This window comes from Bradyrhizobium arachidis, assembly GCF_015291705.1.
GTDB lineage: Bacteria > Pseudomonadota > Alphaproteobacteria > Rhizobiales > Xanthobacteraceae > Bradyrhizobium > Bradyrhizobium arachidis.
The window spans coordinates 6,473,794-6,489,324 of record NZ_CP030050.1 but is presented as its reverse complement, the minus strand read 5'-3'; the positions used below and the strand labels follow the sequence as shown (position 1 = coordinate 6,489,324).

Sequence of the window (15,531 nt, the reverse complement as noted above, 5' to 3'; positions counted from 1 at the left end):
GGTCAGGCCACCTTGTCCTTCAAGACGCATTCCGGCGGGCGGGCTTCGCCCGCCTTCAGGTCCGCCGCGAAGCGGTACAGCGTCGAGCAGTAGGGGCAGATGATCTCGTTGTCGTTGCCGAGGTCCAGGAAGACATGCGGATGATCGAACGGCGGATTAGCGCCCACGCACATGAACTCTTGCGAGCCGATCTCGATGACGGGAACACCGGCATCGTTATGGAAGTGCGGGACGACATGGTCGGACATCGTAATTCATCCTGGAGTGGCAATGGCGGCAGACACAATCAAAAACTGACGCGGCATCTTTAAGGCGCCGCGGACCATAATGGTGGGTGCTGATGATTGCTAGTCCAGCGGAACCGAAAGGTTCGCATTGCCCCATGCTCATTTGCTCATGCAAATTCGACACAATCTTGCGGCCTGAGAGAAGCCCTTCTTTCGTCGGGGACGTTGTGTCGCAATTTTGGCATACTATGTCTGGGGCAAGCGCAAGTTGCGACGAAAGACGAACCATCAGGCGCAAGACGATTTCAAGACGATTTCAGGACCGTCCAGGCTTTCCGCATGAAGTGGCTGCGAATCACCACAGCGTTGACCGGGATCGCGGCGTGCAGCTTCATGCTCGTGCAGGTAGCGCCGCATGCCCGCGAGGCCGGCGCGATTCTCACCGCCCAGGATGATCCGGCCGCGCTCTCCGAGCTCAAGCTGGATGCGCTGCTCCGGCAGAACGACCGTCTGGTTCAGGACAATATCGAGGCCGCGCTCGCCGCAGGCGATGCCGATCTCGCCGACAGTTTCGTTGCGCTCGCGCGTGACCGCAACCTCGCGCTGCCCGATGACCTCATCAATCGCGTGAGCGATGCGGTCAAGGCCGAGAATTCCACCTCGCACTTCGCCAAACGGTTCGCAACCGGCCTCATCACCGGCAACGCCGACGATGTCGCGAGTCTGTCCGGAACCGTCGCCGGCGATCTCTTCGTGATCGGTGACATCAGGGACGTCGTGCGCGAGGGCAAGCATCTGGCGATGGGCGAGGACACCGACCGTCTGGTGCTGGGCCTTGCGACCGCGGGCCTTGCGGTCACTGCCGTGACCTATGTCTCCGTTGGCGGTGCTGCGCCGGTTCGCGCCGGGCTGACGCTGGTGAAGGATGCCCGCAAGGTCGGGCGGCTCGGCGAGGGGCTCGCTGCATGGGCCGGCCGGTCCGCCCGCGAGGTGGTCGATGCGCCGATGCTCCAGAACGCCGTCGCCAAGGGTTCGGTGTTCCGCCCCGGCGAGACCGTCAGCGCGATCAGGGCGGCGTTCCGGGCCGAGAAGGCCGGCGCGCTGGTCCGGCTCGGCAAGGATGTCACGCGCGTCGCCGAAAAGACCGGCACGCGCGGCGCCATGGATAGCTTGCGGATCGCCGAGGGTCCGAAGGATGTCGCGCGCGCGGCACGGCTTGCGGAAGCGCAGGGCGGCAAGACCCGCGCGATCATGAAGCTGCTCGGTCGCGGCGCGCTGCTGCTGATCGGCGGCGCGTTCGATCTTGCGCTCTGGCTGCTCAGTGCGGCACTGACGCTGTTCGGCCTTCTGTCCTCGATCAAGGCGACCACCGAGCGCCTGACGCAGGCGTGGTGCGATCGCAGACGGGCGCGGCGCCTCCGCCGTGCCCAGATTGCAGCCCAGGCTGCTCTTGCGAACACGGCCGTCACGGCCTGAAGCGGAACGCGCTATTCTTTGAGCATGATCTTGCCGGAAAACCGCTGCACACTTTTCCGGATCATGCTCTAAGATCACCCATTCCCCCTCAAGACTTGCGGAACTGATGATGCCGAGCTTTCATAACGGCGCCGTTGAAATTGCCTATCTCGACGAAGGCGAGGGCGATCCGATCATCCTCGTGCACGGCTTTGCCTCCAGCAAGAACGTGAACTGGGTCTATCCGACCTGGGTCTCGGAGCTGCGCAAGAACGGCCGCCGTGTGATCGCGCTCGACAATCGCGGCCATGGCGAGAGCGCAAAACTTTACGATCCCGCGCAATACTCGATCCCCACAATGGCCGGCGACGTGCTCGCGCTGATGGATCATCTCGCCATCCCGCAGGCCGACATGATGGGCTATTCGATGGGCGGACGGATGACGGCCTGGCTCGCCCTCAACGAGCCGCAGCGGCTGCGCTCGGCGATCCTCGGCGGCATCGGCATTGGCGGCCTGATCGAAGGCACCGGGCCCGGCGAGAACGTCGCCAAGGCGCTGGAGGCGCCTTCGCTCGACGACGTCAGCGATCCCGTCGGCCGCACCTTTCGTGCATTCGCAGACCAAACCCGCTCTGACCGCCGTGCGCTCGCCGCCTGCCTGCGCGGGACGCGAGATCTCATGACGAAGGGCGAAGCCGCACGCATCGACGTGCCCGTGCTGATCGCGGTCGGCTCGACCGACGACGTCGCGGGCTCGGCCAGCGCGCTCGGCGCCATCATCCCTGGTTCGGAAGTGCTCGATATTCCGGGCCGCGACCACATGCGCGCGGTCGGCGACAAGGTCTACAAGACCGGCGTGCTGGATTTCCTGTCACGCCGCGGCTGAGGTCTCGTCCCGAGCGCATGACCCGGAAATGTGCGCAACGGTTTTCCGAAAAGATCATGCCTAAACAAACAACGTAAAGCGCAATGACGATTCATCCTAGCTAAGGAGCGTACTCATAAAGGCAACGTCGGCTGCTGACGGCCAAGCGGAAAGCATCTGCTCGGGTTGAGCTTTACTGGTTTTGACCCGTTGCCGACATTAGCTGCTTCGGCGGCCGCCTTTCCGCGCAAAGAGTATCAGTAGGGGATATGCCAGCGCGAGAATGAAAATCGCGTCGAACAGGTAGACCGCTAATCCGCGCCCGAACGACGCTCCCGCCCCGAACGTAAACTCTCGCGCGTCAGAGAACAGTATCGGCAGGTTGAGAGCGGTCGAGATGAAGTTACCGACCCAGCCACCTCCGCAAGTGAAGCTTTGCTGTTCCTCGCTCAAGCTGCACCCGATGGATTTCAGTATAGGGTAAGCGACAAGCTCCAAGGGGGCTACAACGACGGCAACCCCCACGATGCATAAGCAAAACAGGCCAACACCTCTGAAAACCTTTAGGATTATCGACCGGGCCATTCAGCTCATCGATAGTCTGCAAGCAAAAGAGCGAGTTTCGCGCCTTCGGCATAGGTCAAATTGGGATCTATCCTGATGGCATAACTTCTAACTTCATCGATCACGGCGCGTACACGAGCTTCGTCGTTGCAGCCGACAGTCTCTCGAAACCTTTTCATTAGGGAGGCATTGGCTGCGACGAGCCTAACGAGCGGATCGAGTTCGGCGCTGCTACACATCGTCTCGTGAGCGACTATCGGCCCCGGGTCGTGCGAGGGCCCAGGCTTCTCGCTAACGAGCTTAAGAACTCCCCTTGGCTTTTCATCTCTCATGGAGTGGGTCTCGACTTGAGCCAGAACGCATCCCGCGTAACATTACCATAATAGCGCGCTACCTAGCGAGGTCTGCTAATGGCCCACCTGCGAACTTGCGTCGTGTTCGACGGAGGTCCGCTCATCAAGCCAGAGCGGACCAGATTTGCTCAACCTGAGTTCTTCGCAGTTTGACCTAAAACAGGCCTGATTGAATCGTCGGCATTGCGAGCCACGCTTGCACTTGGCCTCGGCCCTGCTTCCGGTCGGGCGGCTCCGCCCCGTGTCACGGATCGAGCGAAGCAAGATAGGCAACGATCGCCAGCGTGTCGTCCTGGTCGAGGTTGCTCACCACCTGCGTCATTAGCGGGCTCCACTCGCCGTTCCGCGCGCCATGCCCGAAGTCGTAGAGCTGGCGAAACATATAGCTCGGTGAGCGGCCGGCGATGCTCGGCACTGGCCCGAGCCCCTTGAGCTCCGGCCCGTGGCACGGTGCGCATACGACCGTCTTTCCCGACCCGCTTTTCACCAGTGCCTCGCCTTTCGCCAGGCTACCGACCGGCACATAGGCGGTGAAGGTCGAGCGCGGATCGCGGCTCTCGAAACGGTGCAGGTCGTCGGGAATTTCGAGAATGCGCTGCCCAAGCGGATCACGTTCACCGTCCTCCACCGCTGCCCAGAGCAACGCCGCGATGTAACTTTTCGGCGCGGTGTCGCTCTCGACCACCTTGATGCGCTTGCGCGGCTGGAGGCCAGAAAAATAGGTCGCAGCTGCTTCCACTTCGGCATCGGTGATCGGCTTGGAAAGGGCGATCATCAAGCTCGGCGGCAAACGGCCAGCGACAGCGGTGCCGCGCAGGCCGCTCTTATATTCGGCCATTTGTCGGATGATGTAGCTCTTCGGAAGACCTGCGAGGTCGGCGTTTTCCGGACCCCCAGGTCCGTCAGCGCGGTGACAAAACCCGCAGGCGAATACGTCGGGCTTGCGGCCGTTGGCTACGATGTCCGGCAGTGGCCGATGGTCGTCCGGGTGCCAGATCGGCGCGATGAATCGGTCCCGGAGCTGGCTCCAGGTATAACCGGCCGTGCTGTTCGGCACACGCACAACGTTACCGTCATCGACCGGCGGCTTGTAGTTGGGATTGTTCTCCGGATAAGCCCATCGTGGCGGTGAGTCGCCCGCCGTGGCTGTGGTGATGGGTAGCGCTACGCAAATTGCTGCCGACGCAAGGACAGCTCTAGCGATTTTCATCGCGCCCTCGAACCTATTCATGATTGAGCCCTCGTGCTTCTCCGGTGGTGTTCCGCGGCGGAACACACACTTGGCGTGAGATGACGGCGCTGCAAAAAATGCGATCAGTAGAGAACGCGATGCCCGCCGACGGCACAATTGCTGCTCATCACAATAGACGGAGACTTCGGCACATCCCGTTGAGCAGCTCCGTAGTTAGGCTACATCAATCACAGGGCGGGGCGAAAGGGGGCTTGACTGCACATGGCCCCAAGCGGCAGTTGAGGGATGTCCGCTATTCCGCCGCTGTCGGGGGTAGAGCAGACATCGAGGCGCTGATCCTCGGCAAGTGTTTATGAGTACACGCCCTAATCTCGTCGGGTCTTAGGCTCGTCGTCATCACCGAACGCGCGCGCCAGCGCCATCAGCACCACGAAGGTCGCGACCCACACCATCCGCGCACCGTAGCGGTCATGCGGGCCCGAGATCACGCCGCAGATGAAGGCGTTGCCGAGCAGCGCCAGCATCACGGTCGCAGCCAGCAGCGTCAGATCGTCGAGCCGGCGGTTTGCGAGCGCATGGGCGAGGAGTGCGACCAGCGCCAGCATCGAGACCAGCGCGACGGGGACGTGCAGCCAGTTGACATAGTCGAAATCGAGGCCCCAGTTCTGCTGGCGCGCCGCGCGCATCTGCGCGACCTGTGCCGGGATGTAGCGCTCAATGATGCCCCAGGTGTGCCCGAGCCAGACACTGGCGCCTTCGCCGGTCGCCACGTGCAGCAATTGCTGGCCCATCGCTCGGAGCGCTGCGCCGGCCTGCCAGGCCGGATAGTCTGCGAGCGAATGCACCACGATGGTGCCCATCTCGTCATTCATGCCTTCGAAGCGGCCGAGCGTGTTGAACATGCTCTTGCCCCACAGGAACTCGTCGGCAGTTGCAGGCAGCTCGTTGCGATAGGGACAAAGCTTGTAGTGCTCATGCGGGCAATGGTCGTTGAGATAATGTGCGACGATGCCGTCCTGCATCATGCGGCCGAAGGCGACGCCGTAGCCGCCGGGGGTCCAGGCCCATTTGCCCGACAGCGCGTGGTTCGCCGACACCAGCATCAAGGCGCCCACGACGATGGTCAGGCTCGCCTGCGCCAATCCGGCCAGCGGAAGTCGGCTGCCCAGCAGCGGCCGCGCCGTCCAGCCGACGACACAGAGGCCGAGCAGCACGCCGAGCGTGGCACTGTGGGTCGCGGCGGCAAAGGCGGTGAAGACGAACAGCGAGATCTTTTCGAGCAGCGATGTGCGCTCTCCGCCGACGACCAGCAGGAACAGTGACAATATCGAGAGGCCGGCAAAGATGTCGGTGAGCAGCATGCTGGCGAGCCAGGGCAGTGCGGTCGACAGGATCAGGAGCAGGCTGATCGCGACGAAGCGGAAGGTCTGCATCAGGCCGAGCACGCGCAGCGTGAGCTGAAGCAGCCACAGCGTTGCCAGCGACTGGACCGCGAGGTTGATCCAGAAGCTGAAGCTCTCGCCATAGTGCAGGTAGAGGCCGAACACGGTGGAGCGGCTCGGGACCAGATAGCCCTCGTACCAGCGCGCCAGATAGCCGCCGGTGTCCCATTGCAATAGCGGATAGCCGTTCCAGAACGCCGGCGCGATCAGCAGGAGGGGCAGGGTTGCCGCCGCCAGCCGCAGCCAAAACGAGCCCGCGGCGCGCGCGCGCAATTGATCGGTGGTGATGCTCAAGATTGCTCCGTCGTCCCCCGGGGACCATGCCCGCAATAACCGTCGAGACGGAATTCACCAATAGTTTGACGCCGCCCGGCTTGAATTTGGCCAAAGCCTGACCATTTTGAGCCCACCTTGCCGCTTGGGGGCGTCAAAAGAAACCGTTGTGTTTCAACGCGTTGGCTGCTTTCGCGGGGCAAGGCGCTGTTCACTCTCAGGCAAGCCCGTCAGGACTTTGTCGCCTAGACTGTGTTATAGAGCCAACAAAACCAGCCCATTCGAAAGAGCAGATCCCATGGCAGTGCATCAGGTCAATCCGGGAGGAAAGCTCGCATCGCTCGATCCGATCTGGGACCGGATCCGGGGCGAGGCGGAGGACATCGTCCATCGCGAGCCCGAGCTTGCGACCTTCATCTATTCGACGGTGCTGCATCACAGCCGCCTGGAAGATTCGGTGATCCATCGTCTCGCCGACCGGCTCGATCACTCCGCGCTGTCGGGCGATCTGGTGCGCCAGACCTACGACGAGGCGCTCCGCGACGATCCCGATCTCGGCAACGCGTTCCGTGCCGATCTCGTCGCCGTCTACGACCGCGATCCCGCCACTGCGCGCTTCATCGATCCCTTGCTCTACTTCAAGGGTTTTCACGCGATCCAGACCCATCGCCTCGCGCACTGGCTCTACCTGAAGGGCCGCAAGGATTTTGCGTATTATCTCCAGAGCCGCGCCTCCGCGGTGTTCCAGACCGACATCAATCCGGCCGCGCGCATCGGCCGCGGCATCTTCCTCGACCACGCCACCGGTTTTGTCTGCGGCGAGACCGCTGTGATCGAGGACGACGTCTCGATCCTGCACGGCGTCACGCTCGGTGGCACCGGCAAGGAGAACGAGGACCGTCATCCGAAAATCCGTCACGGCGTGTTGATCGGCGCCGGCGCAAAGATTCTCGGCAACATCGAGATCGGCCATTGCGCGCGCATCGCTGCCGGCTCGGTCGTGGTCAAGCCCGTGCCGCATAACGTCACGGTCGCGGGCGTGCCCGCCAAGATCGTCGGTGAGGCCGGCTGCGCCGAGCCGTCACGCACCATGGATCAGATGATCAACGCGATGGGGCTTTGAGCGCGCGAGCAAGCGCCGGATTTTCCGGCGCTTGTCGTCCCCAAATTCTTTGGCAATTCATGCTGGCGGTTCGTCGCGTCTCGTCCTAAAACCCGCCGACCAATTTCGATCGGAGACTTGCCGTGGACGTCAAAGAAGTCAGAAAGCTGGACGCGTATCTGAAGCGCGTATTCGGCAATCCCAAGATCCGCGTCGTGCCGCGGCCGAAGAAGGATGATTCCGCCGAGGTCTATATCGGCGAGGAATTCATCGGCGTGCTCTTCGTCGACGACGAGGACGACGATCGCTCGTTCCAGTTCCAGATGGCGATCCTCGAGGACGATCTCGTCGATCAGGAATAGTTTTCGACGCCGTCATTGCGAGCGAAGCGGCGTTTTCGCTGGGCTCGCAATGAAGCCGTGTGGGCTCCGCGAGGCGTCTTCTCGTGTCCCGGACGCGCTGCAACGCTCTTAGCGTTGCTGCGCAGAGCCGGGACCCAGAAGCTACACAGCGCATCTCTGCAACATGGGCCCCCGGCTCTGCAGCGCACCGTCGAAGTGACGCTGCGCTGCTTCCGGGGCACGCATCGGAGATCGGGGCGCGCTCTCTCCACAATGACGAGCATCAGCGCTACGGCTCGATAGCTCTATTTCCTCGCGAGAATGCGCAGCCGCGCCGTGGCATCGGCGGCGATGATGCCGCTCGTATCGACGAGCTCGGCGTGCACGACCATGTCGCGCTCCGTCTGTTCGACAATGCGCGCACGTGCCGTGATCGGCCCGACCGATGCGGGCTTCAGGAAGCGCGTATCGAGATTTCTTGTGACGACGGTCAGTTCGGATGAGGGCGCCGCCAGCGCGCAAATTCCGGTAGCGGAGTCCAGCATGGCCGCGAGAAATCCGCCCTGGATCGTCCCGTGCCTGTTGGTGAATGCCTGCTGAGCCCTAAAGCGGATCAGCGCACGCCCGCTCTCGTCGAAGCCAAGCCATTCGCGTCCGAGCAGCTGGGCGCCGGGTGGGAGAGGTGTTGCCGCATCGTTCATGTCGATCGCCCCATGCTGACATCATGCCACTGTTTTGCCCGACGGGTCAAGCGCGATTTCGAAAAAGACGAATTTTGAAAATGCGAAAGCCGTGACAAGACGCTTGGCTACTGTGCATGGGGTTGTTTTCGATTTTTTGTCGGGAGGCTCCGGGTGCGTCCCTGCAAGCCGATCCCGCAGCGGAGAGGGCGCTCAGCCCTTCGGCCCGCGGAGCTGCGCGGTCAGCCGGTCCATCGCCTCGGCCACGTCGCGCCATTGTGACAGCCAGCTGCGCGGGAAGCGGAAGGTGAGGTCGGCGCCGCCGACGCGGCGTTCGGAGAGGCACATGCCGGGGGTGGACGCATCGCGGGTGCAGCGCGCGGTCAGCGCCGGGCTTGCGGCAGAGTAGAGATCCTCGCTGCCGTAAGGCGTGTCAGCGCGGAACATCCGCATCGTCAGCCCGTCCTCCGGCTGGGTTGCAGCCTGGTCGAGATAGCGCGGATAGATCGTGGCGGTGCGCTGCTCGGGCGAGAGCGCATCGTGATGGGCTGCGATCGACAGGAAGATCCGGTCGATCGAGTGCACCGCCACTTCCACGGTGTCGGCTGTGACGTGCTTCGGCGCGCCGGGCGGCTCAAGTGAGGGATAGAGGAAGTCGAGATCGATGCGCTCCTGCGGCCCGGTGTGCCGCTGGATCTTCATGCGGATCGCCGCCGCCGGCAGATTGAACAGCGTGCCGCCGACGCTCACCGGCAGCTTGTCCGGCGCGTTGGCGCCGGTCACGCCCCAGGTCGGCCACAGAAGATAGGCCACCAGCGCGACCGCGCACGCCGCCGCGGCGCCGCCGAGCACGATCGGGACGACATGCGCCCGGGGGCGCGTCCGGGGGGACCTGAGGGAAGCTGCCGAAAACATCGTCATGGGTTGCGCGAGCCGGAGGTCGGCCGCTGGCCGACGAATCAGCGGCGAATATGCCACGCGGCGGCGATTTCGCGCAGCGTCCCGCACCTGCGGGGAACGGGAAGGGCCCTGCGCGGGCCGGCCGGCGGCGTTAACCTTCCCTTAAGGATAATGTAGCGCTAACCAGCACTTTTTGTCACAGGAAGGCTCCTCGCGTTGCGTAAGGGCGGACTGTTCCGATGACACCTGAAGCTCTCAATACCTTCTTCTCGATCTGCATCGGTTTCGCCCTCGCCGGCGCCCTCGTGAACGGATACCAGGCCGCCACGCAGCGGCCCGCCGGGTTCGGCCTGTTGCAGGCCGGCGTCGCGCCGACGACCTTCGCGGCCGTGCCGTTCCTGGTGTTCGCGGCGCCCTTCATCATCATGCGCAACACCTTGCGCGGCATGCGGCTGGAAAGCCGCCGCTTCGAGTTCGTGATGATGGCGACCCTCATCGCCGGCTTCTGGAGCATGATGAGCGGCACCTTCTTCCTGATGACGCTGCGCGCGGCCGGCGTGCTGGTCTGACGCCGTTCTGCAGGGCTGCGCGGCGGCCCTTTGCCTCCGCGCCGCCGTTTCGCTATGCCTGAGGTCAACGCGACAGGAGACCTCCATGGCGATCTACGAGCTCGACGGGCAGGCGCCCGATCTTCCGGCTGACGGCAATTACTTCATCGCGGAGACCGCGACCGTGATCGGCCGCGTGCGCCTGAAGCCGGGCGCCAGCGTCTGGTTCGGCGCGGTGCTGCGCGGCGACAATGAGTGGATCGAGATCGGCGAGGGCGCCAATGTGCAGGACGGCTCGACCTGCCATACCGATCTTGGTTTTCCCATGGTGATCGGCCGAAACTGCACCGTCGGCCACAACGTCATCCTGCACGGCTGCACGATCGAGGAGGGCGCGCTGATCGGCATGGGCTCGATCGTGATGAACGGTGCGAAGATCGGCCGCAACAGCATCGTCGGCGCCGGCTCGGTCATCACCGAGGGCAAGGAATTTCCGGAACGCTCGCTGATCATCGGCTCGCCGGCGCGCGTGATCCGCACGCTCGACGACGCCCAGGTCCAGAAGATGGGAAGCGCGGCCAGGTTCTACGTCGCCAACGGTCCGCGCTTCAAGAAAGGCCTGAAGCGGATCGGCTAGCTGCCTTCGGACTCGCGGGCCTCCATGGCGCTTGCGACTTTCTCGTGTCCCGCCGACCACAGCGCATGCTCGTCGCTGCCGTCTGAATAAGGATTGGCTTCAGGTGGAATGTTGTCGCGCGCGGCGCGTTCGCCTTCTGCAAAAGGATCGCGATCGGTCATCGTGAACTTTGCCTTCCCATGATTGCGAGGTCGCGGTCATCAGCTCGCGCATGAGCGCGTCTGTCTGCCCGGTTCAAGCTGGTGGGGCTACATTTGTTCCGGAACCGGTCTTTGCCGGGGCGGTTGGTCAACCAAAGGAGCATGTCCGATGGCTAGATCGCCAACCGTTTCAATGAAGAGCTTGATCGTGATCCTCAGTCTTGCGGTGATGCCCGCTGCATCGTTCGCGCAAGCAACCGGCGGCGCGGGTTCTGCCGGATCGACCGGATCAAGCGGATCGACCGGCGGTGTCGCCAATTCTCCAGCTCCGCCGCCCGGGACCAATAGTTTGGGGACGGCTCAATCATCCGGCCCGGGCTCGGGAGCCACCACCGGCACCGGCAACGGTGGGTCGACCGATGCCGCCGTGAACGCCGAGAACCGCATGCTGGACAAGAAGCTCAAGAGCATCTGCCGCGGCTGCTGATGCTCGCGCGGAAGTGAGACAGTGTGGCTGTCGGGAATGCGGAAGGGACGCTAGCTTGATCCCGCTTTGAAGCGTGGAGCGTGTCCACGCGGAGGATCAAGTGAATGTTACGCAAGATGATCATGGCGGCGCTGGCCGTCGCGGCAGTCGGGCTGTCGGCGCCGCAGGCAGCTGAGGCGAGGGGCGGTTTCGGACATGGCGGCGGCTTCCACGGCGGTGGCGGCTGGCACGGTGGCGGCGGCTGGGGCCATGGCGGCCACTGGCATGGCGGCGGCTTCTGGCCCGGCGTCGCCATCGGGGCGGGAATTGCCGGCGCCGGCCTTTACGGCGGCTACTATGGCTACGGCTACGGATCCCCCTATTACGGCGACCCCTACTATTATGGGACCGGTTACGACGACGGTGGCTATGGCGGCTGCTACGTCGTGCGCAAGCGCGTGATGACGCCCGCGGGATGGCGATACCGCCGCGTCGACGTCTGCGAATAGCCGGGTGACCGGCCGGACCCTGAAAAAACAAGGCCGTTGACGCAGTATACCGTCAACGACCTTGCCAGCCCCGGATATTGAAATCGGCTCACGCCATCCGGTGACGGTCAGCATGGCGCGGAATCATACGGGGGAATGTGATCCAGTTCACAAGTGCCGAAAATAAAGTCGCGCCGTGGTTGCTCAGCCGCGCGAGCGTTTGCGGCCGCTGGCGTGCACGCGGTACCGTGCCGGTTTCCTGCGGGTAACCGAGGGCGTCTCCGCCTCTGTCGCCCGCGCGCTGGCGAAGGATTGCCGCAAACCGTCGATCGACTCGTTGAGCGTTGCGACCTGCTCGGAGAGGCGCTTGGTGTCGGCCTGCTGCGCCGCCATCAGCCGCTTCATGGTCTGGAGCTGGTCCTGCACGACCTGGAGCTGGTCGATCGATTCCTGCTGGGTAGCCTCCAGCCCCTTGGTCTTCTCGACCAGCTGCTCGGACGCCTGGGCCGTGCGGACCTGGAGTTGCCGCGACGCCACCACCCGGTCGGTCTCGGGTGCTGCGCCGGTATAGGCGCGCCACATCGCAATCGAGGTCACGCCGACGATGAGCAGGAGGAGGGCGGCGGCGGTCAGCGCGATAGGCTGGGCGCCGAGCCGAAGGAGAGGGTTTGATGATGTGTTCTCTGCGAGATCGATCATCGCTGACAAAACCCAAATTGAAACTTGGTGAGTGGCGAAGACCGGCAACCCAAGAACGCAGAACAAGAGGCGGCCGGGGATGTCCCGAAAACGTTACGTTTCCGCAAGGAATGGGACCAAAAAGAGGCCGTGTGCCGGAAAACGTAATTATCACAAGCCCGGCGGCTTCCCGTGACCGGGATCGGTGTGCCCAAAAAATACCCGCCCACGCCGAATTCGGCATGAGCGGGTATTGAGGTACGATGAGCGATCCGGGGACGGCCCCGTGTTCATGCAACGAATCCGCTAGGGACGGGCAGCCTTCATCGAAGGCTGAATCGTCATGCGATAGGCGATGAACGCGCTGCCGTCGAAGGTCTCCACGACCTCGTCACAGGCGGGACAGCGGTACTCGCCCTTGTTGGCCGGCGGTGTCGACAGTTCCAGTCGCCGAAAGCCGGCCCCGCACGCGGAACACGTCACGTCGTTCTTTTTCATAGTAGCCCCGTAGAAATACTGGTGCGGCTTCCTATGGGGTTGGCGCGAAAACAGTGCGCTCTATGACAGAAACATAAAAGTTGATCGGGATTGCCGGTCGCCGGTTAGGGCTCATGGCTGGAACGGCGCAAACGGACCGGAATAGGTCTTCGATCGCGGCGCGGCGTAGGGCCCGAGCCGCGACGTCTGCAGTCCGAGCCGCACCAATCCTTCCGCCAGCGTCACGGCCGCTGCGACGCCGTCGATCACGGGGAGGCCGTGCGTGGCGGCGAGTTCAGCGGCGAAGTCGGCCATGCCGGCACAGCCGAGCACGATGGCCTCGGCACGATCGTCGCGGATCGCGGCGGTGATCTCCGCGGAGATTTTTCCAAGCGCATCAGTGTTGCGCTCCTCGAGTGCGAGCACCGGCACCTCGGCTGCGCGGACGCGGGCGCAGCGCTCGGCGAGGCCGTATTTCCGTAAGTTATGCTCGATCGGAACGATGGAGACACCGAGCGTCGTCACCACGGCAAAGCGCGCTGCGATCAGGCTCGCCATGTGGAAGCCGGCTTCGCCGATGCCGATCACCGGCGTCTTTGCGGCCGCACGCGCAGCGTCGATGCCGGTGTCATCGAAGCAGGCGATGATGTGCGCATCCGCACCGTCGCGGTCGGCCTCGCGGATGCAGCCGAGCATGCCGGGCACCGCAAATGCCTCGTCGTAAAAGCCTTCGATCGAGACCGGGCCCATCGACGGCTGGCGCGCATCGATCACGGTGTCGGGCAGCGCAACGCTGCGCGCCGCAGCGGCGATCTTCGCCGTCATCGACGCGGTCGTGTTGGGATTGACGATGTGCAGCCGCATCGCGATCAGACGAGCCCTTTGCCGGCGTCCGAGCCCATGGCCGCCTGCCGCTTGTTGAGCATGTGGATGGTGCCGAGCGCAAGCGCGATCACCGCGAACGACACCGCCGAGATCACGGTGCCGAGCGCGTAGATGTCGGGCTTGGTCACGGTGGTGGTGAGGCCCTGCAGATCGAGCGGCAGCGTATTCACCGGGCCGATCGCCTGGCTGGAGCGGGCGAGCTCGTCCCAGGACAGCGTGAAGCCAAACAGGCCGATGCCGATCACCGACGGCAGGATGATCGGCAGCACGACGTAGCGGAAGGTCTGCCACGGCGTCGCGCCGAGGTCGCGCGCGGCTTCCTCGAGGCGCGGGTCGAAGCGGTTGAAGATCGCGAACATGATGAGCAGGCCGAACGGCAACGTCCAGGTCAGGTGCGCGCCGAGACCCGAGGTGAGTAGGCCCATCGAGGTCTCGAAATTCTCGTTCCAATGCGCCTTGATCAGATCGTCGATGATGCGGAATTCCAGGGAGATGCCGAGCGAGGTGATGATCGAGGGCACGATGAGGCTCGCGATCGCCGAGTAGAACAGGATGCTTTGCGCCCTGAATTTCCTGCGGAACGCCATGCCGGCGGCAACCGACAGCACGACGGTGACGGCCATCACCACGAGGCCGAGCAGCAGCGAGCGGCGGAAGGCGGCGCCGAGATCGACGATGCCGGTGCCCTCGAACAGCTTTGCAAGCCAGAAGGTCGAGACGCCGTTCATCGGAAAGGTGAGGCCGCCCTGCGGCCCCTGGAACGACAGCACGTAGATCGCGATCATCGGCCCGTAGAGGAACAGCACATATGCCGCGAAGAAGATCGCGAGCACGTAGAAAGAGCGCGGGCGTCCTTCCTTCATCACAGCTCCTTCCGGATGTCGACGATGCGCGACATCATGGTGATGATCAGGAAAGTGATTGCGAGCAGGATTACGGCATTCGCCGCCGCTGCCGGGAATTGCAGCGCGTTCAGCCGCGTCTCGATGATCTTGCCGGCGGCGGCGATCTGCTGGCCGCCCATCACGCCGATGGTGATGAAGTCGCCCATCACGATGGTGATGACGAAGATCGAGCCGATCACGATGCCGGGTTTTGCAAGGGGAATGATGACATTGACCAGCGTCTGGAGGCCGGTGGCGCCGGCGTCATAGGCGGCCTCGATCAGCGACTTGTCGATGCGGATCATCGAATTGAAGATCGGCACCACCATGAAGAAGGTGAAGAGGTGGACGAGCGCGAGCACGACGGAGAATTCGGAGAACAGCAGCCATTCCACGGGGTGGTTGATCAAGCCGGTCTTGATCAGGCCGGAGTTGACGAGGCCGTTGCGGCCGAGCAGCGGGATCCAGGCGATCATGCGGATGACGTTGGAGGTCCAGAACGGGATCGTGCAGAGCAACGACAATCCCATCTGCCAGGTCTTGGACTTCACGTGGAAGGCGAGGAAGTAGGCGACCCAGAAGCCGATGAAGAGCGTGATCGCCCACACCAGGAAGCACAACTTCAGCGTCTTCAGATAGGTCTTGCCGATGGTGCAGAGATCGGGGAGCTGCGCGATGCAGCCCTCGAACGTGTCGGTGTAGCCGCGGCCCGAGAAGGCCGGGAGCAGCTGGTATTCGTTATAGTCCCAGAAGGAGACGATGACGACGAAGACGAGTGGAATGAGGAAGAAGGCAAGAAACACCAGCATCATCGGCCCGGCCTGGAGCCAGGAGATGAAGGAGGGCGACAGCCGCGTCGCTTTTGCGGCGCGCGCTGTGCCCGACCCCGGGATCAAGCCCGGGGTTGCCTGTTGCAAAACCTCTTCCGACATGT

At 63.5% G+C, this 15,531-nt stretch carries 20 protein-coding genes; 8 read left to right on the top strand and 12 right to left on the bottom strand.

Annotated features, from left to right (window positions below):
- Positions 1–2 precede the first annotated feature (2 nt).
- Positions 3–248 carry a zinc-finger domain-containing protein gene (locus WN72_RS30460; RefSeq protein WP_007602543.1) on the bottom strand — a complete coding sequence of 82 codons (246 nt, stop codon included), beginning with the start codon at positions 246–248 and terminating at the stop codon, positions 3–5.
- Between the two features lie 318 nt (positions 249–566).
- On the opposite strand from WN72_RS30460, the gene WN72_RS30455 reads away from it, so the two are divergent.
- Together WN72_RS30455 and WN72_RS30450 are read left to right on the top strand one after the other, a co-directional pair.
- Positions 567–1,703, top strand: coding sequence for a hypothetical protein (locus WN72_RS30455; RefSeq protein ID WP_027560098.1), 1,137 nt, complete (start codon positions 567–569; stop codon positions 1,701–1,703).
- Positions 1,704–1,812: 109 nt separating this feature from the next.
- A complete protein-coding gene (locus WN72_RS30450) occupies positions 1,813–2,568 on the top strand; it encodes an alpha/beta fold hydrolase (RefSeq protein ID WP_027560097.1) in 756 nt (251 codons plus the stop codon).
- 569 nt (positions 2,569–3,137) lie between these two features.
- On the opposite strand, the gene WN72_RS30445 is transcribed toward WN72_RS30450, so the two are convergent.
- The 3 genes from WN72_RS30445 to WN72_RS30435 form a co-directional block, all read right to left on the bottom strand.
- Positions 3,138–3,443, bottom strand: coding sequence for a hypothetical protein (locus WN72_RS30445; RefSeq protein ID WP_141263069.1), 306 nt, complete (start codon positions 3,441–3,443; stop codon positions 3,138–3,140).
- A 265-nt stretch (positions 3,444–3,708) separates the two neighbouring features.
- Positions 3,709–4,695 (bottom strand): c-type cytochrome, encoded by a 987-nt coding sequence (locus tag WN72_RS30440; RefSeq protein WP_231164079.1) that lies wholly within the window; start codon positions 4,693–4,695, stop codon positions 3,709–3,711.
- A gap of 326 nt (positions 4,696–5,021) precedes the next feature.
- The gene (locus WN72_RS30435) at positions 5,022–6,392 is read right to left on the bottom strand and encodes a hypothetical protein (protein WP_167380671.1); all 1,371 of its coding nucleotides are present in this window, start codon (positions 6,390–6,392) and stop codon (positions 5,022–5,024) included.
- Positions 6,393–6,669: 277 nt separating this feature from the next.
- Between WN72_RS30435 and cysE the strand changes: the two genes are divergently transcribed.
- Positions 6,670–7,494, top strand: a complete 825-nt coding sequence (gene cysE / locus WN72_RS30430) for a serine O-acetyltransferase (RefSeq protein WP_027560093.1) — start codon at positions 6,670–6,672, stop codon at positions 7,492–7,494.
- A gap of 122 nt (positions 7,495–7,616) precedes the next feature.
- Positions 7,617–7,835, top strand: a complete 219-nt coding sequence (locus WN72_RS30425; RefSeq protein ID WP_007602550.1) for a DUF3126 family protein — start codon at positions 7,617–7,619, stop codon at positions 7,833–7,835.
- Positions 7,836–8,119: 284 nt separating this feature from the next.
- On the opposite strand, the gene WN72_RS30420 is transcribed toward WN72_RS30425, so the two are convergent.
- Both WN72_RS30420 and WN72_RS30415 read right to left on the bottom strand, forming a co-directional pair.
- Complete coding sequence (locus WN72_RS30420; protein WP_035729480.1) at positions 8,120–8,515, bottom strand: PaaI family thioesterase; 396 nt, start codon at positions 8,513–8,515, stop codon at positions 8,120–8,122.
- A gap of 192 nt (positions 8,516–8,707) precedes the next feature.
- Complete coding sequence (locus tag WN72_RS30415) at positions 8,708–9,415, bottom strand: hypothetical protein (protein ID WP_027560091.1); 708 nt, start codon at positions 9,413–9,415, stop codon at positions 8,708–8,710.
- Between the two features lie 218 nt (positions 9,416–9,633).
- Here WN72_RS30415 and WN72_RS30410 point away from each other — a divergent pair, with 218 nt between their 5' ends.
- Positions 9,634–9,963, top strand: a complete 330-nt coding sequence (locus WN72_RS30410) for a DUF6949 family protein (protein ID WP_027560090.1) — start codon at positions 9,634–9,636, stop codon at positions 9,961–9,963.
- Positions 9,964–10,048: 85 nt separating this feature from the next.
- On the top strand, positions 10,049–10,579 hold the full coding sequence (locus tag WN72_RS30405; RefSeq protein WP_027560089.1) for a gamma carbonic anhydrase family protein: 531 nt from the start codon (positions 10,049–10,051) through the stop codon (positions 10,577–10,579).
- Here the strand turns inward: WN72_RS30405 and WN72_RS30400 are convergent.
- Complete coding sequence (locus tag WN72_RS30400; RefSeq protein WP_167336492.1) at positions 10,576–10,740, bottom strand: hypothetical protein; 165 nt, start codon at positions 10,738–10,740, stop codon at positions 10,576–10,578. The genes WN72_RS30405 and WN72_RS30400 overlap by 4 nt on opposite strands.
- Positions 10,741–10,888: 148 nt before the next feature.
- On the opposite strand from WN72_RS30400, the gene WN72_RS30395 reads away from it, so the two are divergent.
- Together WN72_RS30395 and WN72_RS30390 are read left to right on the top strand one after the other, a co-directional pair.
- On the top strand, positions 10,889–11,206 hold the full coding sequence (locus WN72_RS30395; RefSeq protein ID WP_027560088.1) for a hypothetical protein: 318 nt from the start codon (positions 10,889–10,891) through the stop codon (positions 11,204–11,206).
- 104 nt (positions 11,207–11,310) lie between these two features.
- Positions 11,311–11,694 carry a hypothetical protein gene (locus tag WN72_RS30390; RefSeq protein WP_027560087.1) on the top strand — a complete coding sequence of 128 codons (384 nt, stop codon included), beginning with the start codon at positions 11,311–11,313 and terminating at the stop codon, positions 11,692–11,694.
- Positions 11,695–11,877: 183 nt separating this feature from the next.
- Here the strand turns inward: WN72_RS30390 and WN72_RS30385 are convergent, their stop codons facing one another.
- From WN72_RS30385 to WN72_RS30365, 5 genes are all read right to left on the bottom strand, one after another.
- On the bottom strand, positions 11,878–12,372 hold the full coding sequence (locus WN72_RS30385; RefSeq protein WP_027560086.1) for a hypothetical protein: 495 nt from the start codon (positions 12,370–12,372) through the stop codon (positions 11,878–11,880).
- Between the two features lie 285 nt (positions 12,373–12,657).
- Positions 12,658–12,849, bottom strand: a complete 192-nt coding sequence (locus WN72_RS30380) for a hypothetical protein (protein WP_027560085.1) — start codon at positions 12,847–12,849, stop codon at positions 12,658–12,660.
- Positions 12,850–12,960: 111 nt separating this feature from the next.
- Positions 12,961–13,692, bottom strand: a complete 732-nt coding sequence (locus WN72_RS30375) for an aspartate/glutamate racemase family protein (protein WP_027560084.1) — start codon at positions 13,690–13,692, stop codon at positions 12,961–12,963.
- Between the two features lie 5 nt (positions 13,693–13,697).
- Positions 13,698–14,576 carry an ABC transporter permease gene (locus WN72_RS30370; RefSeq protein WP_092213644.1) on the bottom strand — a complete coding sequence of 293 codons (879 nt, stop codon included), beginning with the start codon at positions 14,574–14,576 and terminating at the stop codon, positions 13,698–13,700.
- Positions 14,576–15,529 carry an ABC transporter permease gene (locus tag WN72_RS30365; protein WP_092213646.1) on the bottom strand — a complete coding sequence of 318 codons (954 nt, stop codon included), beginning with the start codon at positions 15,527–15,529 and terminating at the stop codon, positions 14,576–14,578. The genes WN72_RS30370 and WN72_RS30365 overlap by 1 nt, the downstream gene beginning before the upstream one ends.
- Between the last annotated feature and the right edge of the window lie 2 nt (positions 15,530–15,531).